19 protein-coding genes are annotated in these 24,245 nt (G+C 71.7%); 14 read left to right on the top strand and 5 right to left on the bottom strand.

Translation table 11 applies throughout. The features are described 5' to 3' along the window. The first annotated feature begins 360 nt into the window (after positions 1 to 360). The 7 genes from U3649_RS03355 to U3649_RS03325 all read left to right on the top strand — a co-directional run bounded on the left by U3649_RS03355 (position 361) and on the right by U3649_RS03325 (position 6,356). Positions 361 to 1,584: an MFS transporter gene (locus U3649_RS03355; protein ID WP_407353479.1), complete on the top strand. Its 1,224-nt coding sequence runs from the start codon at positions 361 to 363 to the stop codon at positions 1,582 to 1,584. 250 nt (positions 1,585 to 1,834) lie between these two features. Next, the gene (locus U3649_RS03350; protein WP_407353478.1) at positions 1,835 to 2,623 is read left to right on the top strand and encodes an ABC transporter ATP-binding protein; all 789 of its coding nucleotides are present in this window, start codon (positions 1,835 to 1,837) and stop codon (positions 2,621 to 2,623) included. 202 nt (positions 2,624 to 2,825) lie between these two features. Then, complete coding sequence (locus tag U3649_RS03345; protein ID WP_407353477.1) at positions 2,826 to 3,572, top strand: MlaE family lipid ABC transporter permease subunit; 747 nt, start codon at positions 2,826 to 2,828, stop codon at positions 3,570 to 3,572. Between the two features lie 163 nt (positions 3,573 to 3,735). Beyond that, positions 3,736 to 4,278, top strand: coding sequence for an outer membrane lipid asymmetry maintenance protein MlaD (gene mlaD / locus U3649_RS03340; protein ID WP_407353476.1), 543 nt, complete (start codon positions 3,736 to 3,738; stop codon positions 4,276 to 4,278). Further along, positions 4,278 to 4,937 carry a phospholipid-binding protein MlaC gene (locus U3649_RS03335; RefSeq protein ID WP_407354533.1) on the top strand — a complete coding sequence of 220 codons (660 nt, stop codon included), beginning with the start codon at positions 4,278 to 4,280 and terminating at the stop codon, positions 4,935 to 4,937. Before mlaD ends, U3649_RS03335 begins: the two co-directional genes overlap by 1 nt. After that, positions 4,924 to 5,220, top strand: a complete 297-nt coding sequence (locus tag U3649_RS03330) for an STAS domain-containing protein (protein WP_407353475.1) — start codon at positions 4,924 to 4,926, stop codon at positions 5,218 to 5,220. Before U3649_RS03335 ends, U3649_RS03330 begins: the two co-directional genes overlap by 14 nt. Positions 5,221 to 5,282: 62 nt before the next feature. Next, complete coding sequence (locus tag U3649_RS03325) at positions 5,283 to 6,356, top strand: VacJ family lipoprotein (RefSeq protein ID WP_407353474.1); 1,074 nt, start codon at positions 5,283 to 5,285, stop codon at positions 6,354 to 6,356. 527 nt (positions 6,357 to 6,883) lie between these two features. On the opposite strand, the gene U3649_RS03320 is transcribed toward U3649_RS03325, so the two are convergent. Both U3649_RS03320 and U3649_RS03315 read right to left on the bottom strand, forming a co-directional pair. Next, positions 6,884 to 8,227 (bottom strand): DNA recombination protein RmuC, encoded by a 1,344-nt coding sequence (locus tag U3649_RS03320; protein WP_407353473.1) that lies wholly within the window; start codon positions 8,225 to 8,227, stop codon positions 6,884 to 6,886. Between the two features lie 183 nt (positions 8,228 to 8,410). After that, entirely contained in the window at positions 8,411 to 11,293 is a 2,883-nt protein-coding gene (locus U3649_RS03315) for a TonB-dependent receptor (RefSeq protein ID WP_407353472.1), read from the bottom strand. Between the two features lie 134 nt (positions 11,294 to 11,427). On the opposite strand from U3649_RS03315, the gene agaR reads away from it, so the two are divergent. After that, on the top strand, positions 11,428 to 12,207 hold the full coding sequence (gene agaR, locus U3649_RS03310; RefSeq protein WP_407353471.1) for a transcriptional repressor AgaR: 780 nt from the start codon (positions 11,428 to 11,430) through the stop codon (positions 12,205 to 12,207). A 6-nt stretch (positions 12,208 to 12,213) separates the two neighbouring features. Here the strand turns inward: agaR and U3649_RS03305 are convergent, their stop codons facing one another. Next, positions 12,214 to 13,353 (bottom strand): amidohydrolase family protein, encoded by a 1,140-nt coding sequence (locus U3649_RS03305; RefSeq protein ID WP_407353470.1) that lies wholly within the window; start codon positions 13,351 to 13,353, stop codon positions 12,214 to 12,216. Positions 13,354 to 13,464: 111 nt separating this feature from the next. Here U3649_RS03305 and U3649_RS03300 point away from each other — a divergent pair, with 111 nt between their 5' ends. From U3649_RS03300 to U3649_RS03275, 6 genes are all read left to right on the top strand, one after another. Further along, entirely contained in the window at positions 13,465 to 15,564 is a 2,100-nt protein-coding gene (locus U3649_RS03300) for a glycoside hydrolase family 36 protein (RefSeq protein ID WP_407353469.1), read from the top strand. Continuing rightward, entirely contained in the window at positions 15,561 to 16,472 is a 912-nt protein-coding gene (locus U3649_RS03295) for an EamA family transporter (RefSeq protein WP_407353468.1), read from the top strand. The genes U3649_RS03300 and U3649_RS03295 overlap by 4 nt, the downstream gene beginning before the upstream one ends. A gap of 16 nt (positions 16,473 to 16,488) precedes the next feature. After that, positions 16,489 to 17,778, top strand: coding sequence for a D-tagatose-bisphosphate aldolase, class II, non-catalytic subunit (locus tag U3649_RS03290; protein ID WP_407353467.1), 1,290 nt, complete (start codon positions 16,489 to 16,491; stop codon positions 17,776 to 17,778). Further along, a complete protein-coding gene (locus U3649_RS03285) occupies positions 17,765 to 18,922 on the top strand; it encodes an SIS domain-containing protein (protein WP_407353466.1) in 1,158 nt (385 codons plus the stop codon). The genes U3649_RS03290 and U3649_RS03285 overlap by 14 nt, the downstream gene beginning before the upstream one ends. After that, positions 18,919 to 19,887 (top strand): N-acetylglucosamine kinase, encoded by a 969-nt coding sequence (locus U3649_RS03280; protein WP_407353465.1) that lies wholly within the window; start codon positions 18,919 to 18,921, stop codon positions 19,885 to 19,887. Before U3649_RS03285 ends, U3649_RS03280 begins: the two co-directional genes overlap by 4 nt. Positions 19,888 to 20,052: 165 nt before the next feature. Next, on the top strand, positions 20,053 to 20,595 hold the full coding sequence (locus U3649_RS03275; protein ID WP_407354532.1) for a DinB family protein: 543 nt from the start codon (positions 20,053 to 20,055) through the stop codon (positions 20,593 to 20,595). Here U3649_RS03275 and U3649_RS03270 read toward each other — a convergent pair. Together U3649_RS03270 and U3649_RS03265 are read right to left on the bottom strand one after the other, a co-directional pair. Next, positions 20,592 to 22,646 carry a S9 family peptidase gene (locus U3649_RS03270; protein ID WP_407353464.1) on the bottom strand — a complete coding sequence of 685 codons (2,055 nt, stop codon included), beginning with the start codon at positions 22,644 to 22,646 and terminating at the stop codon, positions 20,592 to 20,594. The genes U3649_RS03275 and U3649_RS03270 overlap by 4 nt on opposite strands. Positions 22,647 to 22,781: 135 nt before the next feature. Next, positions 22,782 to 24,206 carry an amidase family protein gene (locus U3649_RS03265; protein WP_407353463.1) on the bottom strand — a complete coding sequence of 475 codons (1,425 nt, stop codon included), beginning with the start codon at positions 24,204 to 24,206 and terminating at the stop codon, positions 22,782 to 22,784. Positions 24,207 to 24,245: the final 39 nt, after the last annotated feature.

Below are 24,245 nucleotides of genomic sequence, written 5' to 3'. Positions count from 1 at the left end.
TTGTCTCCCAGCGTCGTCGCAAGCAGGGAGAACGCCCGCACCGGCCAGGACCGGTCCGCAGTCCGCGGTCCGCGCGACGCCCAGTGACGCCGCGCTGCCGCGTTCCGCGCGTCGCGTGATCGCCATGCGATGCGCTGGCGTTGTCGTGCGTCGACATGCGGGCTCCCGACGCCGCAGATCATCATGCCGCTGATCATCGAAGCGATCGCACGATGCCTGCACCCGCGCACCGGACTCGACCCACGCCGCCCGTCAGGGCGGGAGGCTGCATCCCGCGCGTCGATCACGAGACGCACCGTTTCGCGTCCCGGGGTGGCGCATGTGTACCGCTGCGGGCGCGGGCCGCCGATAATTGGCGCCATGTCCCCCACTTCTCCCTGGCGCGGCCGGCTGGTCGCGCTGGCCGGCATTGCGCTGTCGGCATTCAACCTGCGCACCGCGGTCACCGCGCTGACGCCGCTGTTCGACCGGGTGAGCGCGGACCTGGGCTTCGGGCCCACCGTGATCGGCGTGTTCGGCATGCTGCCGACGGCGGCGTTCGCGCTGTTCGGCGTGGTCACGCCGCGGATCGTGCGGCGCATCGGGCTCGAGCGCGCGGTGCTGCTGGCGATGGCGCTGACCGCGGGCGGCTCGCTGCTGCGGGGCGCGTCGGCCGATACCGCGACGCTGCTGGCGGCCTCGGCCACGGCACTGGCCGGCATGGGCGTCGGCAACGTGGTGCTGCCGCCGCTGGTGAAGCGCTACTTCCCCGACCGCATCGGCCCGCTGAGCGTGGTCTACATCTCGGTGCTGCAGGTGGGCACCTTCCTGCCGGCGTTCCTGGCGGTGCCGCTGTCGGACGCGTTCGGCTGGCCGGCCTCGCTGGCGGGCTGGGCGATCCCGGCGGTGGCCGCGACGGTGCCGTGGCTGGTGCTGCTGCGCCGTTCCCCGGTTGCATCGCCGCCGTTGCCGGGCGAGCTGAGGGTGCCGCCGGTCGCAGCTCCGCCGCACCGCCCGCTGTGGCGGTTGCCGCTGGCCTGGGGCATGGCGCTGATGTTCGGCATGACGTCGCTGGCCACGTACACGATCTTCACCTGGCTGCCGACGATCCTGGTCGGGGCCGGCGGCGACCGCGCGCTGGGCGGCAACATGGTCGGGCTGTTCTCGCTGCTGGGCATGGTGTCGGCGCTGACGATGCCGCTGCTGGCGGTGCGGCTGCGGCGGCCGTTCTGGCTGGTGGCCGCGTGCGCGGCGGTCATGGCGCTCGCCTACCTGGGGCTGCTGTTCTCGCCGCTGCGCGGGACGATGCTGTGGGTGCTGCTGCTGGGGCTGGGCCCGGCGACGTTTCCGCTGTCGCTGACGCTGATCAACCTGCGCACCCGCAGCACGGCAGGCGCGGCGGCGCTGTCCGGCTTCACCCAGGGCGTGGGCTACGCCTTGGGGTGCGCCGGGCCGCTGCTGTTCGGCTGGCTGCACGACCTGACGCACGGCTGGCAGCTGCCCTTCGCCTTCCTCGGGCTGTGCCTGCTGGTGCTGCTGGCCGGAGGGATGCTGGTGAACCGGTCGCGCCAGTTGGAGGACGAGTGGGACGTGGCTTCGCGGTGACGCCCGGCCGGCCGACGGTCCGGCTGCGGCGGGTCTCGGCGTTCGCCTTCCGTCCCCTGGCGCGACGAGAACGACGGCATGCGTGGGCCCGACGCCCGGCAACCGCGCCTCTGGTGGGATAGGCCGGCCCGGCCGCGGGACAATTTCTGTACTCTCTGGTTCAGTCAATCGGTTAAGATTCAGTCCGCAGCCGCCAAGCTATGCAAACTCTCGCGTTTGCTGCCGGCTCCCCTCCCGCCTCCCTGGTCCCATGCCCGAATCCAACGCCATCGCCGTCCGCCTTGCCGGTGTCCGCCTCGACCGCGGCACGCGCACGGTGCTGCACGACATCGCGCTGGAGGTGCCGCGCGGCAGCGTGACCGCGGTGCTGGGCCCGTCGGGCAGCGGCAAGTCGACCCTGCTGGCGGCGCTGACCGGCGAGCTGGTCCCGGCCGCGGGCACCGTCGAGGTGCTGGGCCAGCGCGTGCCGCAGCGCCAGCGCGAGCTGCTGGAGCTGCGCAAGGGCATCGGCGTGCTGCTGCAGGGCAACGGCCTGCTGACCGACCTGACCGCGGCCGAGAACGTGGCGCTGCCGCTGCGCATGCATACCCGGCTGCCGGCGCCGGTGATCCGGCGGCTGGTGGAGATGAAGCTGCACGCGGTCGGCCTGCGCGCCGCCGCCGACCTGTACCCGCGCGAGCTGTCCGGCGGCATGGCGCGCCGCGTGGCGCTGGCGCGCGCGCTGGCGCTGGATCCGCCGCTGATGGTCTACGACGAGCCGCTGACCGGCCTGGACCCGATCGCCAGCGGCGTGATCATGAGCCTGATCGCGCGGCTCAACGCCACGCTCGGCCTGACCAGCATCATCGTCACCCACCACGTGCACGAGACGCTGCCGGTGGCCGACCGCGCGATCGTGATCGCCAACGGCCGCATCGTGTTCTCCGGCACGCCGGACGAGCTGCAGTCGAGCGCCGATCCGCTGGTGCGGCAGTTCCTCGACGGCGAGCCGGACGGGCCGATCGCGTTCGACGCGGCGCCGCAGGAGCGTGCGGCATGAGCGGCCACATCGATCGTCTCGACTCGCTTGCGGGAGTGGCGGTGGCATGCCACCGCCGGGAAGTCGCGACTCCGGTGAGACGGCGGGCGTCGCGACTGCCGTCGCTCCCACATGGGCTCCGACGAAGCACGGCGGCTGTCAGGACCGCGCTGTCTTCGGCTCGGCGCTGTTCCTGGTTTCCGACCTCCGGTAGGGCCTCCTGATGCCGCTTGTCGAAGCCACCCGCTCCGTCGGCCGTGCCGGCCTGTTCTCGCTGTCGGTGCTGCGCGCGTCGAGGCCGACCCGCGACTTCTTCGCCGAGCTGGTGCGCGAGATCTACAAGATCGGCGCGCGCTCGCTGCCGATCATCGCCGTCGGCGGCGCCTTCGTCGGGCTGTCGGTGACCCTGCTCGGCTTCCGCGCGCTGGAGACCTACGGCGCCTCCAACCAGGTCAGCGTGCTGGTGGGCCTGGGCCTGTACCGCGAGCTGGCGCCGGTGCTGACCGCGCTGCTGTTCGTCGGCCGCGCCGGTTCGTCGATCGCCGCCGAGCTGGGGCTGATGCGCGCCACCGACCAGATCACCGCGCTCGGGCTGATGGCGATCGATCCGGTGGCCAAGGCGGTGGCGCCGCGGTTCTGGGCGGCGGTGATCACGGTGCCGCTGCTGACCGGGTTCTTCTGCAGCTTCGCGATCAGCGCCAGCTATTTCGAGGCGGTGCACGTGCTCGGCATCGACAGCGGCATGTTCTGGCAGGCGATGAAGGACGCGGTGGATTTCCGCGGCGATTTCATGAATGCGTTCTACAAGTCGGCCGTGTTCGGCGGCACCGCGGCGCTGGTGGCCTCGTACGTGGGGTTCCATGCCGAGCCGACCATCGAGGGCACCTCGGTGGCGACCACGCGCGCGGTGGTCAACGCCTCGCTGCTGGTGCTGATGTTCAACTTCGTCATGTCGGCGTTCCTGTTCTGATCATGGCGACCGTCCCGACATCGTCGTTCGGCCACGGATGTTCGCGGACGGACGCGGATGAACGCGGTGTAAAACGCCTGGTCCGCGCGCATCCGCGACAATCCGCGGCCGATTACCTTTCGCCGTGGCGCGACGCGCGCCTCCCCTGCACGGAGACAACCCCATGAGCAGTTCCCGCGGTCCCCGTCTCGAGTTCGCCGTCGGCGCCTTCCTGCTGCTGGCACTGGGCTCGCTGCTGGTGCTGGCGATCGCCTCCACCAACGGCCGCTTCAGCCTCGGCGGCGACAGCTACGAGCTGACCGCCCGCTTCAGCAACCTCGGCCAGCTGCGGCGGCAGGCGCCGGTGCGCGTGGGCGGGGTGACCATCGGCCGGGTCGCGGCGATCGAGCTCGACCCGGTGCGCTTCGACTCGATCGTCACCCTGGCCATCGACAACCGCTACCGCGACATGCCGATCGACACTTCCGCCAGCATCCTCACCGGTGGTCTGCTGGGCGAGAGCTACGTCGACCTGCAGCCCGGCGGCGACATGGAGTCGCTGCAGCCGGGCGAGGAGATCGCCTACACCTCGCCGGCGGTCGACCTGATGCAGATGGTCGGCAAGTACATGTTCAGCGGTCCCGGCGGCGACCAGGCGCCGGCCGCGGCACCGCAGGATTCCACCGGTCCCGAACCGCTTCCTTCCCCCGAGGAGCCCAACCCATGATCAAGCGCAACCTGTTTTCCCTCGCCATCGCCGCCGCCCTGCTCGCCGCCGCCCCGACCCTGTCGCTGGCGCAGGACGCGGCCGCCGGCGCCGCCCAGACCCAGGGTTCGCCCAGCAAGCTGGTGCTGGACAACACCCAGCGCATCCTGGGCACGCTGGAGCAGCGCCGCAGCGAATTCAGCAACGACCGCGCCGCGTTGAACGACTTCGTGCAGAAGGAGTTCGACACGATGTTCGACCGCGACTACGCCGCGCGCCAGGTGCTCGGCCGCCATGGCCGCGGCGCAGACGAGGGCGACATCAAGCTGTTCGCCGACGCCCTCGCCGACAGCCTGCTGCGCCGCTACGGCGCGTCGCTGCTGGACTTCAACACCCGGCTGCGGGCGCGCATCAAGTCCGAGACGCCGCTGCCGCGCGGGCTCGGGGTCAAGGTGTCGAGCGAGATGCTGCGCCAGGGCGGCGAGCCGATCCCGGTCGATTACCTGATGCGCCAGTCCGGCGGCCAGTGGAAGGTGTTCGACGTGCAGGTCGAGGGCGTGAGCTTCGTCAGCACGTTCCGGCGCCAGTTCGACGCCGAGCTGCAGCGCAAGTCGATCCGGCAGGTCGCCGACGAGCTGCGCCAGGGGCAGCTGGAGGCCGAGGCCGATGTCGGCCAATAGCGCTGGCCTGCGCCGCGACGGCGACGCGCTCGCGTTCAGCGGCGCGCTGCTGCGCGCGGACGTCGCCGGGCTGTGGCCGCAGGCGACGAAAGCGCTGGACGGCGTGCGCCGTTTCGACCTCGGCGCGGTCGACCGCATCGACAGCGCCGGCCTCGCCCTGCTGTCGGCGCTGGCCGCCCGCGCCGGCGGCGCGGTCGAGGTCACCGGCGATCCCGCCGGCCTGGCCGACCTGCGCGCCGCGTACCGGCTGACGCCGGCGCTGGCGTTCGCCGACAACCGCTGACCGGCGTCCGCGCCACCAGCCATCCGTTACCAGGATGCCCCACAAGGATGAGACCGCGCCCCATGTCCGTTCGTCCCCATTCCCTCTTCGGCGCCCTGCTGGCGCTCCTGCTGGCGGGCTGCGCCGGCACCGGCGGCCAGGTCCGCACCGAGTCGGCCCCGGCCGGATCGGCCGGCGCCGCACCGGCATCCGCGACCGCGGGCATGGACCATTCGCCCGCGACTGCGGACGTGGGCGACGCGCAGGATGCGCCGCAGCCGACGGCCCCGGAACACCCGCTCCCCGACGAAGGCGCCGCCGCCGAGGCCGCCGCGCCGCCCGCCGCCAGCCCCCGGGCGCCGACCCAGGCCGAACTGGACTACGCGGCGATCTACGGCGAGGAGGTCTACGACCCGATCGCCGATCCCACCCTGCCCGACCCGGCGCAGATGCCGGCCAGCTACGACCCGTGGGAGCCGTTCAACCGCCGCATGCACCAGTTCAACAACGCGGTGGATCGCACCGTCGCCAAGCCGCTTGCGACCGCCTACCTCAACGTGGTGCCGCGTCCGATCCGGCTGGGCGTGCGCAACTTCTTCAACAACCTCGGCCAGCCGGTGAGCGCGCTCAACGCGCTGCTCCAGGGCAAGCCGAAGCAGGCGGGACAGTCGCTGGGCCGGTTCGTGGTCAACAGCACGCTGGGCATCGGCGGCATCTTCGATCCCGCCAGCGACGCCGAGATCCCCAACCGCAGCGAGGACTTCGGCCAGACGCTCGGCGTCTGGGGCTGGGAGCGCTCGCGCTATCTCGAGCTGCCGCTGTTCGGCCCGCGCACCGTGCGCGACGTCTTCGGCATGGCCGGCGACGCGCCGCTGTCGCCGACCCGGCAACTCGACGACAACCGCACCCGGATCTTCCTGCAGGGCCTGCAGCTGGTGGACGTGCGCACCCAGCTGATGGCGGTGGACCGCATGCGCGAGGGCGCCGCCGACGAGTACGCGCTGGTGCGCGATGCCTGGATGCAGCGCCGCCAGTTCCAGATCCTCGGCGACCGCGAAGGCGACGACGACGAGCTGCTGCCGGATTACCTGCTCGACGACGAAGCCAACCCCACGGTGCCGGTGGATGCGATGCCGGTGATTCCGGGCACGCCGTAGAGCGGAGGTCGTTCCGGCGCTGCCGTCGGCTCCGGGGCCTGCGTAGCCGAGCAAGCTCGACTCTACGGCCATGCCCCGCCGTCGGTTCGTTCCCAGCGATGCTGGTGATCCCGGCACGCCGTAGGGCGGAGCTCGCTCCGCGGCGCTGCCGCCGGCTCCGGAGATCGCGTAGCCGGGCAACTCGGCTCTACGGCCGGGCTCCGGAGCCGGTAGGCGTGGGAGCGACGGAAGTCGCGACGCCCGACAGTCGCGACTTCCGTCGCTCCCACAAACACCGTTGCGCTTCGCTTCCGGTCGGCGGGCCTGCGATCCTGCCCCGCCGTCGGGCTCGTTGCCCAGCGGTGCCGGTGATCCCGGCACGCCGTAGAGCGGAACTCGCTCCGCCATACCGGCTCCGGAGCCCGGCCGTAGAGCCGAGTTGCCCGGCTGCGCGGGCTCCGGAGCCGACAGCAGCGGAGCAAGCTCCGCTCCACGGGGCGCGGATTCGCGGGGTGCGACCGTGCCGGCGTCGGCGCGCGACGCGGCGCCTACGGTTCGGATGCCTCGGGCTCGTCGCCCAGCAGGGCCTGCGCTTCGCCGCCCGGCAGCGACTCCACCGTCTTCAGCTTGCGCTCGATCTGGCGCGTGCGCACCCCGGCGTGCTTGAGACTCTTCTGCACGGTGTCGAGCTGGCCGTGCGCCTTCTCCAGCACCGTGGCGAACTTGCCGAACTCGGTCTTCACCGCGCCCAGCACCTGCCAGACCTCGCTCGAGCGCTTCTCGATCGCCAGGGTGCGGAATCCCATCTGCAGGCTGTTGAGCAGGGCGGTGAAGGTGGTCGGGCCGGCGAGCACGATGCGGTGCTCGCGCTGCAGCAGGTCCACCAGGCCGGGACGGCGGATGGTCTCCGCGTACAGGCCCTCGGTGGGCAGGAACATCACCGCGAAGTCGGTGGTGTGCGGCGGCACCACGTACTTCTCGCAGATCGACTTGGCCTGCACGCGGATCGCACGTTCCAACTGCGCCGCGTTGATGCGCACCGCCTCGGCGTCGCCCTTCTCCTGCGCGTCGAGCAGCCGCTCGTAGTCCTCGCGCGGGAACTTGGAATCGACCGGCAGCCACACCGGCGCGTCCTCGTCGCCGCGCCCGGGCAGGCGGATCGCGAAGTCCACGGCCTCGATGCTGCCCGGCCGCACCCGCACGCCGCGGGCGTACTGTTCCTGGGTCAGGGTCTGCTCGAGGATGTTCTCCAGCTGCACCTCGCCCCATCCGCCGCGATCCTTGACGCTGCTCAGCACGCGCTTGAGGTCGCCGACGCCGGTGGCCAGCTGCTGCATCTCGCCCAGGCCGCGCTGCACCTGCTCGAGGCGCTCGGAGACGAGCCTGAACGAGTGTCCCAGGCGGGTTTCCAGCGTGGTCTGCAGCTTCTCGTCGACGGTGGCGCGCATCTGCTCGAGCTTGGCCGCGTTGTCGGCCTGCAGCGCCTTGAGCTGCTGCTCCAGGGTGGCGCGCATCTCGCCGATGCGCTGCTCGTTGCGCTGGATGAGTTCGTTGAGCCGCGCGCCCAGGCCGTCGGCGAAGCGCTGCTGCGAATCGCCCGATTCCTGGCGCCCCTTGCGCGCATCCTCGGCGAGGCTTTCGCGCAGCAGGTCCAGGCGCTGGTCCATGCGCGTGGACAGGTCGCCCAGGCTGCGCGCGAACATGTCCATCCGCGCGTCCTGCTGGCGCGCGAGGCCCTCCAGCTGCTCGCGCAGTTCGCCGCGCCCGGTGCGCTGCTCTTCGCGCATGGCCTGTTCCAGCAGCGTGGTGCCCGGACGGCGGAACAGCGTGACCAGCTGGATCGCGAGGACGGCCAGCAGCAGGCCGCCGAGGATGAGGAGTTCGGGTTCCATGCGCGCAGTGTAGCCAAGCGCGGCAGATGCTGCGCCGTTGCCGCGGCCCGCGCCACGGGCGCTGCGGTGCGCCGCCGGGCGGGCCGCGCTGCCGGTGAGCCGTGCCGGGACCGGCGTCGCGACCGCGGGGCTTCGGCGCTCCTTTCCCCGGCCCGGCTGCTCGCTTCGGCAGCGGGGCGGCGCCTAGAACCTGTAGCTCAACCCGAGCGTGATCGAGCGGCCGTACCTGTAGTAGCCCTGCGACAGCAGCGGATTGCCGTTGATGCTGTAGGTCTGCTCGTCGTCGAGCAGGTTGCGGCCTTCCAGCGAGGCGCTGAAGCGGTCGTTGAACTCGTAGGAGACGTGCGCGGTCAGCCAGGTCAGCGGATCGGCCTCCTCGTTGTAGCCGACGCCGAGCACGTTGATCGCGGTGACGAAACCGTCGGTGCGGTCGGCCGTCGCCCCGAGCGACCACGGGCCCTTTTCGTACATCACTCCCAGCGAGTACACCGACGGCGCGATGCCCTCCAGCGGCCGCTCCTCGCCGTCGACGAAGCTCTTGGACCAGTTGCGGGTGTACTGCGCGCGCACGCCGAAGCCGTTGTCCCAGAAGTGCTGCAGGCCGGCCTCGATGCCGCGCACCTTGGCGTAGTCGCCGTTGATGGGGCGCTGCACGTTGAACAGGGTCGGGCCGGTGGTGACGGGATTGCCGTCGGTGTCGACGATCGGGCCGACGCCGATGTCCTGGCCGGGCTCCCAGCTGGTGGTGATCTGGTTCTCGATGCGCTTGTAGAAGACGGCGAGGTTGGCGATCGAGTTCTCGGCGAAGTACCACTCCAGGGACGCGTCGGCCTGCCTGGCGGAGTACGGCTTGAGGTCGACGTTGCCGCCGTAGATCTGGGTGAATTCGCCCCAGGAGACGCTGGCGGTGGTATTGGTCGGCGCGAGCATGTTCACCGGCGGGCGCGCCATCGTCTTGGCGGCGCCCAGGCGCAGCTGCAGGTCGTCGGTGAAGCGCCAGGTGAAGTTGCCCGACGGCAGGTAGTAGGTGTAGTCGCCGTCCTGGCGGATCTCGCTCGGCTCGTCGTAGGCCGCGGTGTAGTTGAACGCGCCGTTCTCGACGATCCGCAGGATCTGCGCGTCCCATGCCTGCGCAGTGGTCCTGGTCTTGACCATGCGCACGCCGGCGTCGGCGTTCCAGCGCTCGCCGGACATCTCCAGCTGCAGCCACAGGCTGTCGGTCTTCTCGGTGACGCTGTAGCTCTCCAGCGGGTTCCAGGCCGGGGCGGCATTGGCGAAGTCGTAGGGGCTGCCGTCGGCGCGCAGATTGCCATCGTAGGCGGCGAGCTGCTGCAGGTAGTTGGGCACGTCGAAGCCGAGGAACGAGCGCGGGAACACCGCGCGTACCCCGGTCATGAAGTTGGGCGGCGCGATCGACTCGTTGATCACGTTGCCGCCGAGGTCCGCCACGTTGATCGCGTTGGCGCCGGAATAGTAGTCGGCGCCCGCGTTGAGGGTGTTGTTGATCAGCTCGCGCGACTTCTCGCGATCGGTCCTGCCGACGCCGAAGCGCAGCCGGTCCAGGAAGGAGCGGCCGACGAAGAGGTCGCCGTCGAAAGTGGCGCCGGTGATCTCGTCGACGACGTTGTCGCCCAGCAGTTCCATGTAGTGGGTGTTGAAGTCCGAGGCGCCGAACTGCGCGGGGTCGAAGCCGTTCTCCAGCGAGCGCCCGTCGTCGAAGTCGACCCACACGTTCGGCACCGCGGCCCCGCCCAGCGCGATGCGCGCGATGTTGGGCTGGTTCATGCGCAGGACGACGTAGGTGTCCTGTCCCCCCGAGTAGCGCTTGGAGGTCGAGCGGTAGACGTCGCCGGTCAGGGTCAGGTTCTCGGTGGCGTTCCACTGGCCGTTGACGCCGTACAGGTCGGTGTCGACCACGCGGTGCTCGGTGACGTTGAGCAGCTCGGGGTTGAGCCGCTGCTCCGGGTCCGGGTTGTCCATGGTGAAGCCGGTGACGATGCCGTCCTGGATGACGAAATCCGACCAGCGGCCGGGCGCGAACAGCGTGTAGTACGACTGCTGGTAGCCGACCTTGGGCGCGTCCAGGCGGGTGCTGAGCCCGTCGAACACGATCCGGACGTCGTCGTTGGGCCGCCATTCGAGCTTGCCGGACAGCGCGTGGCGCTTCTTCTCCTCCACGATCGAGCCGACGCGGAACTGGCCCGGCGCGATCAGCCCGTACTCGTCCTCGTCCAGCTCGCCGTTGCCGTTGGGGTCGATGTTGCCGCCCCAGGCGTTGCCCCACAGCCAGCTCTCGTCGTTGGGATCGGGGTTGCGGGTCCAGCCGCCGTCGTTGCCGGCGATGTCGGTGCGGTCCTTGCGCCGGCTGTACACCGCGCCCAGCAGCACGCCCACGGTGTCGTTGGCGAAGGTGTTGCTGTAGGCGGCGGAAAACTTGCCGCCGTCGAGTTCCGACATCAGGTTGCGGTCGCCCTCGAGGCGCACGATGCCGTGTTGCCCGGCGCGGTCGAAGGGGCTCGCCGAGCGCAGGTTGACCAGGCCGCCCACCGCGCCCTCCGTGTTCATGGCCTGCGCGCCCTTGATCACGTCGGCGCCGCTGATCACGTCCGCCGGCAGCACGTCGAAGGCGAAGTCCCGGCCCACGCCGTCGGTGGCGAGGATGCGGCCGTTGAAGGTGGTGAGGGTGTATTCCGGACCCAGCCCGCGCACGCTGACCGTCTGCCCCTCGCCGCCGGCGGTGCGACTGATCGCCACGCCGGTGATGTGGCTCAGCGAATCGGCGACGTTGTCGTCCGGAAACTTGCCCAGCTCCAGCGCGCTGATCGAGTCCTGCACGGTGCCTGCGTCACGCTTGAGTTCGATCGCCCGGGCCTGGCTGGCGCGGACGCCGGTCACCACCACCGCGTCCAGCGTCTCGGTCACCTCGCGCGCATCCGCCGCATCCTCGGCCAAGGGGTCCTGGGGCACGGTGCCGGCGGGCGGTTGCTGCGCGAACGCAGTCCCCGAGACCAGCAGGGCGAGCGCGGTTCCACGGTACAGCGCGTTCCGATGAGGTGCGGCGTTCACTGGGACTCTCCTGGGTGCGCGACGACAAGCCTGAACGTAAACAACGAAATCGAGCGTATTACAGGTTTCGTTTCACATCAATAGCGAAACACAACGAAATTTGGCATACTCCCGCCGGTCCCGAGGACATCCCCATGGCAGCGACCCGCGACACCAGCCAACGCCGTCTCCAGATCAGCGAACTCGTGCGCCAACAGGGCAGCGTCCAGGTCGGCGCCCTGGCCCGGCGCTTCGGTGTCAGCATGCAGACCGTGCGCAAGGACCTGCGCTACCTGGCCGAACGCGGGGTGATGACCCGGGCGTACGGCGGCGCGATCGACAGCGGCGTGGTCGGCGGGGCGGCGATCGAGCCGCCCTACGAGGCCAAGCGCACCGTCAATCTCGAGCAGAAGCGCCGCATCGGCCAGCGCGCGGCCACCCTGGTCCGGCCCGGCGACACCATCGCCATCGACTCGGGCACCACCTCGATCCAGCTGGCCGAGGCGCTCCCCGACATCGACGTCACCGTGGTCACCAACGATTTCGGCGTGCTCGGCGCGCTCACCGCCAAGCACAACGTCAACATCGTCATGCTCGGCGGCGAGCTGCGCCGCAAGAACATGGCCTTCTACGGCGGCCTGACCGTCGAAGCGCTGGGCGCGCTGCACGTGGACCGCCTGTTCCTGGGCGTGGACGGGTTCGATCTGGAGCGCGGCATCACCACCCACTACGAGCCCGAAGCGCTGCTCAACCGGAAGATGGTCGAAGCCGCGCGCGTCGTCGTCGCGATCACCGACAGCTCCAAGTTCGGCAGGGTCTGCCTGCACCGGATCATTCCCGTCAGCGCGATGGACACGCTGATCACCGACACCGGCGCGCCGGAGGAGATCGTCGAAGCCAGCCGGCAACTCGGCTTCGAACTGCTGCTCGCCTGACACCGCTCAGTTCTCCGCGGGCGCGGGCGCGAACACCCTGGCGGCGTTGGCGTGGTAGATCTTGTCCACCACGTCGCGCGGCAGCGCCAGGCCCGGTACGTCGGCGTCGATCGTCTCCACCCGCTGGCTTTCCGCGGTGGCCAGGTAGCGCCAGTCGGCGCGCCAGACTGCATGCGCCTGTCGCCTGAACTCGTCCGGGTCCGCATCGGGCCCGAGTGTGAGGTCGGTCCCGTAGAGCACCCGATCCTGGTAGCGGATGAAGAAGTCCCGCACCTTGTCGCGGTCGCGCACGGACTGGTACTGCACCTGGCTCATGCGCGCCGCCAGGTCGACGGTGGCGTGGGGAAACCGGTCGAGGAACGCCGCCAGGCGATCGACGTCATACTCGAGGCTGCCCAGGTGCGCGCCGACGAAGCGCAGCCGCGGGTGCGCGGCCAGGAACCGGTCGCGGGCGGCGATCTGGTCCTCGTAGCCCGGCTCTTCCGGGTGCAGGTACATGTGGTACTCGGGATGGTTGCGGAAATACTCGCGATCGTTGTCGGTGGTCATCTCCTCCAGCGGCAGCCAGCAGTTGTGCGGCTCGCCCTGGTGGCCGATCAGCGCCACGCCCAGCGCGCGGATCCGCTCGGCCACCGGCGCCAGGCCGGGATGGTCGAGCATGATCAGGCGGCCGTCGGCGTCCTTCTCGACCATGCCGACGTTCTTCCAGATCTTCACCGCCCGCGCGCCCTGCGCGACATCGCGGGCCAGCGCGGCCGCGACCGTGTCGGCCCAGCCCGGTTCGCCGAACCCGTCCATCGGGAAGGTGGTCGCCCAGTGGAAGCGCGCCGGCTCCGCTGCCGCCAGCGCCAGGGCCGCCGCATGCTGCGTCTCGAGGGTCGGGAAGTCCGGATAGTCGACGTTGATCGACATCAGCTCGAAGCCGTCGGCGCGCGCCTGCTCGAGGAACGCGGTGCCCGTGGTGTTGGCGTGGACGTGGGCGTCGTACTTCCGCACCCGGGAGAAATCGGACATCGCGTAGACGTCGGCGGTGGCGGCCGCGTCACCCGCCCGCCCGGCACCAGGCGGCGGCGCCATCTCCGCGCACGCGGCGACGGCCCACGTCGCGCATCCGAGGAGCAGCATCTGCTGCAGGACCCTGTGCATCACGTCGCTCCAGGTGCATAACGAAACTTACTGAAACCATATCGCAACAAAACGCTTGCATCAATAGGAACCTCTCGCGCAGAATCGGACGACCTCGACCGGATCGCGACCATGGCCCCGATTGAACGCCGCACGCTCCTGAAACTGATGGCCGGCAGCATGGTCGGCGCCGCCTCCTGGGTGGCGCTGCCGCTGGCGCAGGCCGCCACGAATCGAGGCGGCAAGCTCGCCGACGCGCGACTGGAGGACGGCGTCCTCTCGATCGCCTTCGACCGGCACCTGCATACCCGCATCGCCTCCGGCGGCAAGCGGCTGACCCCGTACCAGGACAGCGAGCGCCTGCTGCTGGCGGACGGCAGCGCCGAAGCGTTCGCGTTCACCGGGACGCAGCTGCTTCCGCTCGACGATGCCCGCCACGGGCAGGGCCGGCAGCTGCTGGTGAGCGGCCGCTCGGCACGGGGGATCGAGAAGCAGGTCGCGGTGTCGCTGTTCGATCGCCAGCCCGGCATGGCGGTGCTGCAGGTGCGCTACCACAACCAGGGCGCGGCCGCGGTGGAGGTCGCCGGCTGGCGCAGCGCCGCCCACGAGCTGGCCGACGCCCCCGGCGGCTTCTGGAGCTACTCCGGCGCGACCCATACCGATCGCCGCGACTGGGTCCAGCCGCTCGACGCCGGCTTCGAGCAGCGCAACACCCTGGGCATGGATTCCTCCGACTACGGCGGCGGCACGCCCGTGGCCGATCTCTGGCGGCGGGACGTGGGCCTGGCCGTCGGCCACGTCGAACCGGTGGTGCGGCTGCTGGACATGCCGGTGCGCAGGACCGCTGGCGGCGCCAGCATCGCGGTCGAATCGCGGGTGCCCGTGGTCCTGGCGCCAGGCCGGACCCTGGTGACCGACCGGGTGCTGCTGAACGTTCACGGCGGCGACTACTTCGCGCCGCTGACCCGGTACCGGGAGTTCATGCGGGCCGAGGGCATCGTCGCGCCCCTGGCGCCGGAGTCGGCCTTCGCGCCGGTCTGGTGCGCCTGGGGCTACGAGCGCGACTTCAACGTCGAGCAGATCCTGGCGACCCTGCCGAAGGCGCGCGAGCTGGGCTTCGAATGGGCGGTGCTCGACGACGGCTGGCAGACCAACGAGGGCGACTGGCAGATCGACCGGCGCAAGTTCCCGCGCGGCGACGAGGACATGCGCGCCTTCACCCGCGCGGTGCGCGCGCAGGGCATGCGCCCCCGGCTGTGGCTGGCGCCGCTGGCGGCCGATCCCGGCAGCGACGTGCTGCACGAACACACGGACATGCTGCTGCTGGACGAGTACGGCGCATTCCAGACCGTGACCTGGTGGAACGCGCTGACCCAGTGCCCGGCCTACCAGCCGACGATCGACTTCTACGTCGCGCTGGTGAAGAAGGCGATCGGCGACTGGGGCTTCGAGGGCCTCAAGCTCGACGGCCAGCACCTCAACGCCGTCGCGCCGTGCCACAACCCGGCGCACAACCACGCCGACCCCAACGAATCGTTCGAAAAGCTCGCCGACTTCTGGAGCGCGATCCACAAGGCCGCGCGCGAGGCCAATCCCGACGCGGTGGTGGAACTGTGCCCGTGCGGCACCGCGTTCGCGTTCCACAACCTGCCGGCGACCGACCAGTTCCCGTCGTCGGACCCGCTGTCGTCCTGGCAGGTGCGCAGCAAGGGCAAGACCATGAAGGCGCTGATCGGCGAGCGCAGCAGCTACGCCGGCGACCACGTCGAACTGTCGGATGGCGGCACCGATTTCGCCTCCAGCGTCGGCATCGGCGCGGTGATCTCGTCCAAGTTCACCTGGCCCAGGGATACCGAGACGCCCACCGCGCCCCTGCCGCCCGGCGGCTACGTGCTGACGCCGGAGAAGGAGGCGCTGTGGCGCAAGTGGGTCGGCCTGTACAAGCAGCACATGCTGCCCAAGGGCGACTACCTGGGATCGCTGTACGACATCGGCTTCGACACGCCCGAGGCGCATGCGATCGCCCGGGACGGGACCATGTACTACGCGTTCTATGCGGACACGTGGAAGGGCCGGGTGGAACTGCGCGGGCTGGGCCGCGGCCGCCATCGCGTGCGCGACCTGTTCAACGACACCGAACTGGGCGCCGTGGACGCGGACGACAACACCCTGGACGTCGCGTTCTCCGACTTCTTGTTGTTGCAGGCGACGCCCGTGGACGCTGCCGCATGACGGCGATCGCCACATCGGGCCGGCGTCCGTGGCTGGTCTACGCGCTGACCACCGTCCTGCTGTGGGGGGTTTGGGGGGCGCTGTCGGGCCTGTCCGCCGAGCACGGATTCCCCGAAACGCTGGTCTACTGCGTCTGGGCGCTGACGATGATCCCGCCGGCGCTGTACATCCTGTGGCGCGGCGGGTGGGCACTGGACCGTTCGCCGGGCGCGGTCGCCTTCGGCATGACCATCGGCCTGCTCGGCGCAGGCGGACAGATGCTGTTGTTCCATACCCTGACGATCGGCCCGGCCTACTTCGTGTTCCCGATCATCTCGCTGTCGCCGGTGGTCACCATCGCGCTGGCCTTCCTGCTGCTGCGCGAGCGCACCGGCCCGCGCGGGGCGCTGGGCATCGCGCTGGCGCTGGTGGCGCTGCCGCTGCTGGACCTGTCGTTCGGCCGCGGCGGCACCGGCGGGCTGGGCTGGTTCGTGCAGTCGCTGCTGATCATGCTGGCCTGGGGCGTGCAGGCCTACTTCATGCGCCTTGCCAACCATACCGTCCGCGCCGAGAGCATCTTCTTCTACATGATGCTGGGCGCGGTGCTGCTGGCTCCGGTGGCGCTGGCGATGACCGACTGGACGCGACCGATCAACCTGGGCCTGGACGGCCCGTGGATGGCCGCCGCGATCCAGGTCCTCAACGCCGTCGGCGCGCTGACGCTGGTGTACGCGTTCCGCCACGGCAAGGCGATCGTGGTCGCGCCGCTGACCAACGCCGGCGCGCCGCTGGTCACCGCCGTGCTGGCGCTGCTCTTCGCCAGCGTGGTGCCCGGGCCGCTGAAGATGGTCGGCCTGGTGCTGGCCCTGATCGCCTCGCTGCTGCTGGTGAGCGAACCCGAGCGCGACAGCGCGACCGTCCCCTCCTGACCGGACCCTCCCCCCGATGCACGTCCTGCTCGACTTCGTCGCGCGCCATACGCAGGGCCACGCCACCGGCGTGACCTCGATCTGCTCGGCGCACCCCATCGTCATCGAAGCCGCCCTGCGCCATGCGCTGCGCATGGACCGGCCGTTCCTGCTGTTCGAGGCGACCTGCAACCAGGTCAACCAGGACGGCGGCTACACCGGCATGACCCCGGCCGGTTTCGTCGAGTTCGTGCACGCCATCGCCGACCGGGTCGGCTTCGACCGCGCACGCCTGGTGCTGGGCGGCGACCACCTCGGCCCCAACCCGTGGACCGCGCTGCCGGCCGATGCGGCGATGGCCAAGGCCGAGACGATGGTCGCCGCCTATGTCGCGGCGGGTTTCCGCAAGATCCACCTGGACTGTTCGATGGCCTGCAGCGGCGATCCCGAGCCGCTGCCCGAGGCCGAGATCGTCCGCCGCGCGGTGCGCCTGTGCCGGGCGGCGGAAACCGCCCATGCGCAGGCGGGCGGCGAGGCGCCGGTCTACGTCATCGGCACCGAGGTGCCGGTGCCGGGCGGCGCCACCGAGTCGATCGAAGGCCTGGCGCCGACGACGCCCGAGGCGGCGCTGGCGACGATCCGGGCGCATCGCGATGCGTTCAGTGCTGCCGGGCTCGATGGCGCCTGGCCGCGGGTGATCGCGTCGGTGGTGCAGCCGGGGGTCGAGTTCGACCATCACGACGTGATCGACTACCGGCCCGAGGCGGCGGCTCCGCTCAGCCGCGCCATCGAGCGGGTGCCGGGCATGGTGTTCGAGGCGCATTCGACCGACTACCAGACCCGGCCCGCGCTCGCCGCGCTGGTGCGCGACCACTTCGCCATCCTCAAGGTCGGCCCGGGCCTGACGTTCGCGCTGCGCGAGGCGCTGTGGGCGCTGGACGCGATCGAACGCGAATGGATCGACCCGCCCCGGCAGGCGCGGCTGCGCGAGGTGGTACGCGAGCGCATGCACGCCGAGCCCGGGCATTGGCAGCGCTACTACCACGGCCAGGGCCGCGCGCTGGCGGTCGACCTGGACTACAGCCTCAGCGACCGCATGCGCTACTACTGGCCGGACCCCGCGATCGAACAGGCACGACAGCGGCTGTTCGACAATCTGCATGCCGACCCGCCGCCGATGTCGCTGATCGGCCAATACCTGCCCCACGCCCTGCGTGCGCTGCGCCACGAAACCGCGACCAACGCGCCGCTTTCGCTGGCGATGGCCCATATCGACGTGGTCCTGGACGACTACAACGATGCCTGTGACCCCCATGCCTCCCACTGAATCGCTCGGTATTCCCGAAACGGACCTCATCGCGACCGGCGCCGTCTGCACCGCGCGCGAGATCGCCCAACAGCCGCGCATGCTGGAGCGCGCGCACGCCCTGGTGTCGGCGCTCCACGCGCGGCTGCAGGCGTTCGTCGCGCCGGTCACCGGCAACCCGCGCGCGCGCGTCATCCTCACCGGCGCCGGGACCTCGTCCTACATCGGCCAGTGCCTGGCGCCCCTCCTGGACCGCAGCCTCGCCGCACGCGTGGACGCGGTGCCGACGACCGACATCGTCAGCGCACCGCGGTTGTACCTGGATGCCGACCAGCCGCTGCTGCTGGTGTCCTTCGGCCGCTCCGGCAACAGCCCGGAAAGCATCGCGGCGATGGAACTGGCCGAGTCGCTGGTCGCCGACGTGCGGCACCTGGTGGTGACCTGCAATCCCGCGGGCGCGCTGGGCAGCGCCCCGGTCGCCACGGCGATGACGCTGCAGCTGCCCGAGGAAACCCACGACGCCAGCTTCGCCATGACGTCCAGCTTCAGCTGCATGATGTACGCCACGCTGGCGGCACTGGGGGAAGCGGGGGCGATGGACGGCAGGATCGGGGCGATCGCCCAGGCGACGCAACGCGCGATATCCGGCGCCCACGCCCCACTCGGGGGACTGGCCGCGTGCGGCTACGACCGCGTGGCCTACCTGGGCAGCGGTGTGCTGCAGGGACTCGCCCGCGAGGCGGCGCTGAAGCTCGGCGAGCTCACCAACGGCGCGGTGGCCACCTGCTTCGACTCCCCTCTCGGGTTCCGCCACGGCCCCAAGACCTTCATCACCGCGCGGACCCTGGCGATGGTGTTCGTGTCCAACGACCCGCTCACCCGGCGCTACGACCACGACCTCGTCGACGAGCTGCGGCGCGACGGCCGCGCGGCCCGGGTCATCGAAGTCACCGCGCAGCCCCGGCGCGCCGATCCGGACACCATCGCCGTGTCCGGCATGGCCGGCGCGGCCGACGTCGACCTGCTGTGGCCGTTCGTGGTGGTCGCGCAGCTCTACGCCTTCGAGGCCTCGCGCGCGCTCGGCCTGTCGCCGGACAACCCGAACACCCAGGGCCTGGTCAACCGGGTGGTGCAAGGCGTCCGGCTGTACGCGCCGACCGCATGACCGGCGCGTGCTTCCTCGGCGTCGACGGCGGCGGAACCAAGACCCGGTTCGCCCTGATCGACGACGAGGCCGGGCTGCTGGCCGAAGCGCGGCTGGGCACCACCTACCATCCACATGCCGGCGTCGATGGCGTGCGCGAGGTCCTGGCGCTCGGCGTGGAGCAGGTGCTCGCGCTCGCGGGCGCGCAGCGCAGCGACATCGCGCACGCCTTCTTCGGCCTGCCCGCCCACGGCGAGGACAGCCGCGTCACCCGGCTGCTGGACGCGATTCCGGCCGCGCTCCTCGGCCACGACCGCTACGCCTGCGACAACGACATGGTCTGCGGGTGGGCCGGGTCGCTCGGCTGTGCGGACGGGATCAACATCGTCGCCGGTACCGGGTCGATCGGATACGGGCAGCGCCGCGGACGCTCGGCCCGCGCGGGCGGCTGGGGCGAGGCGTTCTCCGACGAGGGATCCGCCTACTGGATCGCCATGCAGGGGCTGAACGCCTTCTCGCGCATGAGCGACGGGCGGCTGGCGAAGGGGCCGCTGCACGCGATTTTCAAGGATGCGCTGCGGCTCGAGCACGACCTGGACATCTGCGCGCACGTGTACGGCACGCAGAACTACGCCCGCGGCGAACTCGCCCAGCTGTCGCCGCTGGTGGCGCAGGCGGCGCAGGCCGGCGACCCGGCCGCGCTCGGCATCTACCGGCAGGCGGCGCACGAACTGGCGCTGATCGCGGCATCGCTCCGTGCGGCGCTGGCGTTCGAGCCGCAGGAGACCGTTCCGCTGTCGTATTCGGGCGGCGCCTTCGGTGCCGGCGACCTGCTGCTGCAGCCGTTCGCCGCCGCCTTGCGCGCGGCCAGTCCGGCGTTCGAACTGCGCCAGCCGCTGCACCAGCCGCACTACGGCGCGGCGCTCTATGCGCGGAAGCTCGCGCACGACCGGCAGCGCGGGCCTGCAAGCGGGATCGTCGGCTAGCGTTTCGTCTCCGGAAGCCGGCGCGACGGTACGCGCGGGACGATTGCAATCGATCCAGTGCATCGGGCAGGCTTTTGAAGCGCGTGGGCCGGGCATCACCGGCGGCCCCGCGACCTGCCGCCGACCATGGAGCGCACGGTGTCCCGACCCGATCATGTCGCGCTGATGGCGCGCTACAACCGCTGGATGAACGAACGGCTGTACCGCGCCGCGGCCACGCTGCCGGCGGCGGAACTGGCGCGCGACCGCGGCGCGTTCTTCGGCTCGATCCTCGGCACCCTCAACCACCTGCTGGTCGCCGACCTGATCTGGCTGCGGCGCTTCGCCGCCGCGCCCGGGGCGCACCCGCTGCTGGCGCAGCTGCAGGCGATGCCGGTGCCGTCGACGCTGGACGCGACGCTGTTCGACCGGCTCGATGCGCTGGCCGCCGCGCGCGGGCGCATGGACGCGCTGATCGAGGCCTGGAGCGGCGCGCTCGACGAGGCCGCGCTGGCGACCCCGCTGCGCTACCGCAACACCGCGGGCAAGGCCTTCGAGCGCGAGACGTTCGGCCTGCTGATGCACCTGTTCAACCACCAGACCCATCACCGCGGCCAGGTCACCACGCTGCTGTCGCAGGCCGGCGTCGACATGGGCGTGACCGACCTGCTGGCGCTGCTGCCGGTGGCGGAGGCGCCGGCCGCGGACGACGGCACGCATCCGCACTAGTCGCGCGCGGAGGTCGCCGCGGGAGCGGGCACCGCCACGAGCTGCCGGTCGAGCCAGCCCAGCACCCGCTCGAGCACGTCGCGCTGGTGCTCGCGCTCGCGGAACCAGTGCGGCTCGCGCGGGTAGCGCACCATCTCCACCGGGGTGCCGTTGAAGCGCAGCGCGCCGTACAGCATCTCGCCCTGGGACAGCGGCACGCGCGCGTCCTCGTCGCCATGCAGGATCAGCACGGGAATCTCGATGCGGTCGGCATGGCGGATCGGCGAATGGCGGTCGTAGGCGGCGCGCTCGGCCAGCGGGTCGCCGAAGTAGCCGGGCAGGTAGTCCGGGGTATCGGTGGTCAACGCCATCGCGCCGATGTCGATCACGCCGGCACCGACGATCGCGGTGCGGAAGCGGTCGCTGTGCGCCGCCGCCCATGCCGACAGGTACCCGCCATAGCTCCAGCCGCCGATCGCCACCCGCTGCGGGTCGGCGATGCCTTCGGCGACGATGTGGTCGAGTCCGTCGAGCACGTCCTGGAAGTCGGCGCCGCCCCAGTCGCCGCGCGCCAGCCAGGCGAAGGCCGCGCCGCGCCCCTCGGAACCGCGCGGGTTGGGCATGAGCACCGCGTAGCCGTGCGCGGCCAGCAGCTGCGCCCACTCGTGCCAGGAGCCGAGCCAGCCCGACCACCAGGCCCAGGCCGGACCGCCGTGGATCTGCACCAGGGTCGGCAGCGGCCCCGCGCCCGGCCGCCAGTCCGGCGGCAGCATCAGCAGGCCGTCGATCTCGCGGCCGTCGCGCGAGCTGCGCCACGACAGTTCGCGCAGCCGGCCGCGGCTCCAGCCGGCGACCTGCGGATTGGTGTCGGTGAGGACGCGGGCGACGCCGTCCTGCAGCAGCCACAGTTCCGCAGGCGCGTCGTCGCGCATGCCGGCGAACACCACGCGGCCGTCGCCGGCCACGTCGAAGATGGCCGACGACGCCTGCACCTCGGCCATCGTTTCCCAGCTGCCGTCGGCGGCATCGATGCGCAGGAAGTTGGCGCGCACACCGCGCTGGCCTTCGCCGATCAGCGCGTCGTCGCCGTGCCAGCGCGCCTGCCACAACGTGCCCGGCCAGTCGGCGGCGAGCCGAACGCTGCGGTCGTCTTCAAGATCGTGCACCACCAGCTGCGCGGTCATGCCGTGCGGCCCGAGCGTGCCGTACAGCAGGCGGCGCCCGTCCGGCGACCATTGCGGCGCGGCGGCGGAGGCGCGCTCATGCAGGGTCCGCAGGGGGCGGCCGTCATCCGCGTCGACCAGCACGATGCGCGAGCGGTACCAGTAGTGGTTGAGCGTGGTGCCGTCGGAGACCCGCAGCGCCAATCGGCGGCCGTCCGGCGACCAGGCCGCGTCGTGCACCTGCAGGCCGGGACCGGTCAGCACGCGCGCGGGGCCGCCGGCGAGGTCGAGCCGCCACAGGCGGGCGAACTGCTGCGGACGGTCGACCTCGACCGCATCGTCCTTGCGTTCGCGCCGTCGCTGCTGCGAGGCCGGCAGCGGGTCGGCGGCGATGTAGGCCAGCGCCCGGCCGTCCGGCGACCAGGCGAAGGCGGTCACGCCACCGGCCGCATCGGTCAGCGGCGTGGCGGCGTCGCCATTGCCGGCCACGCGCCAGACCTGGGTGACGGGTGACGACTCGTCCGCCTTCCCGCCATCGTCGTCGCCCGGGCGCGGGCGATCGGAGAGGAACGCCAGCGCGTCGCCGCGCGGCGACCAGCGCGGCATGTGGTCGCTGGCCTCCGCCGGCGCCGGCAATACGCTGCCGACGGCACCCTCCTGCGGCCGGCGCCAGATCCGCTGTCGCGGCGGCTTGCCGCCAGGTCGCGGGGTCGCGACCACGTAGGCCAGGCGCGCAGCGCCGGGAGCGAGCTGCGGGTCCGACACCTGCTTCAGGTCGACCAGGTCGGCGGCGGTGAAATCCGCCGCCAGCGCCGCGCCCGCCGCGAACAGCAGGACCAGGGCGAGGCATGCAATTCGTCCCCGGCCACGCCGCACCGGGACGCCGCCGTGTTTCCAATCGCCGGTCATTCGCTCGTCATTCCGTTCCGCCTCCGTCGAGTGCGCCGCGCGGCCGTTCCGAGCTTTCGGCGATCGCATGCCGCGCCAGCGCCGCCGTGCCATCTTGCGCGCATGCCGCGTGGAACCGGTCGCGGGCACGCGCCATCAGCCTGCCTCCGCATGCGATGCCGCCGCGTGCGGCGGCCAGCGCCCGTGCCACGGCGCCGCCGCCTCCAGTTCGTACGCCAGCGCCAGCAGCAGGTCCTCGCCGCCGCGATCGGCGGCGAACTGCACGCCGATCGGTAGCCCGTCCGCGCTCGTCGCCAGCGGCAGCGCGATCGCGGGCGTCCCGGCGAGATTCTGCAGCGGCGTGTACGACATCCAGTCGAACACCGTCGCCAGCAGCGCATCGAAGTCGCGATCGGGCGCCAGGGTGCCGAGCGGCGGCGGCGGCGTGCGCACCACCGGCGTCAGCAGGACGTCGCAATCGCGATGGAAGCCGGCGAACGCCGCCGGCAGGCCGCCGAGCTGGGCGAAGGCGCGCTCCAGCGCATCGGTCCCGCAATGCCGCCGATGCCACGCCGCCAGCTGGCGGGTCCACGGCTCCAGCACGCGGTCGGCCGCACGTGCGCCCAGCCGTGCGGTGACCCGGTCGACGCTGTCGGCCGCCAGCTGCGACCACAGCGTGCGCAGCGCCTCGGCGACCGCTTCCACGTCCACCGGCAGGCGCGCGACCTCCACCGTATGACCGAGGTCCGCGCACAGCGCGGCGGCGGCGGACAGCGCGCGCGCCACCTCCGGGTGCGGATCGTCGCCCTGCAGGTTGCCGGCGACCACGCCGATGCGCAGCCGGCGCGGCGAGGGCGCGGCCACCGGCGCCGACGGCACCGGACGGACGACCGCGAATGCCCAGGCCGCGTCGCGCACGCTGCGCGCCAGCAGCCCGTCGCCGACCAGCAGGTCCTCGAGCAGGTGCGGGGCGCGGGCGCGGACCACGCCGCCGCGCCCCGGCTTGAGCCCGACCACGCCGCAGCAGGCGGCCGGCATGCGGATCGAGCCGGCGCCGTCGCTGCCGTGCGCCAGCGGCACGATACCGGCGGCGACCGCCGCCGCGGCACCGCCGCTGGAGCCGCCCGGCGAATGCGCCGGCGACCAGGGATTGCGGGTGACCGGGCCGAGCAGCGGTTCGGTCGAGGGCAGCAGGCCGAACTCGGGCATCGCGCTCTTGCCGATCGCCACCAGGCCCTGCGCCGACAGGCGTTGCACGAAGGCCGGCGCGGCGGTCGCGAGGATCTCCGCGCCGCTGCGCGATCCGGCGCGCGTGGGCATGCCGGGATGGTCCAGCGAGTCCTTGGCCAGCCATGGCACGCCGGCCAGCGCTGCGTCCGCGCCCGGCCGCAGCGCGGCGGCGCGCTCGCACGCGGCATCGAAGGCGCGGTGACTGAGCGCGCCGAGCGCCGGATCGAGCCGCTCGGCGCGCACGATCGCGGCCGCCACCAGTTCCGCCGGCGACAGCTCGCCGGCGCGCACCAGCGCGGCCTGGGCGTGCGCGTCCAGCCGACCCAGCGCCATTGCGTCGGCATCGCGCATGGCCGTGGGCTTCCGTTCCGCATCCGGCCCGGTGCCGGT

This window comes from Luteimonas sp. R10 (genome assembly GCF_045689605.1).
Taxonomy (GTDB): domain Bacteria; phylum Pseudomonadota; class Gammaproteobacteria; order Xanthomonadales; family Xanthomonadaceae; genus Luteimonas.
Note: the sequence above shows the minus strand (reverse complement) of the source record. Positions and strands in the feature narration are given on the sequence as shown.

Coding starts and splice junctions, on each gene's coding strand:
- U3649_RS03355 (WP_407353479.1), top strand. CDS start 361: ATGTCCCCCACTTCTCCCTGGCGCGGCCGGCTGGTCGCGCTGGCCGGC.
- U3649_RS03350 (WP_407353478.1), top strand. CDS start 1,835: ATGCCCGAATCCAACGCCATCGCCGTCCGCCTTGCCGGTGTCCGCCTC.
- U3649_RS03345 (WP_407353477.1), top strand. CDS start 2,826: ATGCCGCTTGTCGAAGCCACCCGCTCCGTCGGCCGTGCCGGCCTGTTC.
- mlaD (WP_407353476.1), top strand. CDS start 3,736: ATGAGCAGTTCCCGCGGTCCCCGTCTCGAGTTCGCCGTCGGCGCCTTC.
- U3649_RS03330 (WP_407353475.1), top strand. CDS start 4,924: ATGTCGGCCAATAGCGCTGGCCTGCGCCGCGACGGCGACGCGCTCGCG.
- U3649_RS03325 (WP_407353474.1), top strand. CDS start 5,283: ATGTCCGTTCGTCCCCATTCCCTCTTCGGCGCCCTGCTGGCGCTCCTG.
- U3649_RS03320 (WP_407353473.1), bottom strand. CDS start 8,227: ATGGAACCCGAACTCCTCATCCTCGGCGGCCTGCTGCTGGCCGTCCTC.
- agaR (WP_407353471.1), top strand. CDS start 11,428: ATGGCAGCGACCCGCGACACCAGCCAACGCCGTCTCCAGATCAGCGAA.
- U3649_RS03305 (WP_407353470.1), bottom strand. CDS start 13,353: ATGCACAGGGTCCTGCAGCAGATGCTGCTCCTCGGATGCGCGACGTGG.
- U3649_RS03300 (WP_407353469.1), top strand. CDS start 13,465: ATGGCCCCGATTGAACGCCGCACGCTCCTGAAACTGATGGCCGGCAGC.
- U3649_RS03295 (WP_407353468.1), top strand. CDS start 15,561: ATGACGGCGATCGCCACATCGGGCCGGCGTCCGTGGCTGGTCTACGCG.
- U3649_RS03290 (WP_407353467.1), top strand. CDS start 16,489: ATGCACGTCCTGCTCGACTTCGTCGCGCGCCATACGCAGGGCCACGCC.
- U3649_RS03285 (WP_407353466.1), top strand. CDS start 17,765: ATGCCTCCCACTGAATCGCTCGGTATTCCCGAAACGGACCTCATCGCG.
- U3649_RS03280 (WP_407353465.1), top strand. CDS start 18,919: ATGACCGGCGCGTGCTTCCTCGGCGTCGACGGCGGCGGAACCAAGACC.
- U3649_RS03275 (WP_407354532.1), top strand. CDS start 20,053: ATGGCGCGCTACAACCGCTGGATGAACGAACGGCTGTACCGCGCCGCG.
- U3649_RS03270 (WP_407353464.1), bottom strand. CDS start 22,646: ATGACCGGCGATTGGAAACACGGCGGCGTCCCGGTGCGGCGTGGCCGG.
- U3649_RS03265 (WP_407353463.1), bottom strand. CDS start 24,206: ATGCGCGATGCCGACGCAATGGCGCTGGGTCGGCTGGACGCGCACGCC.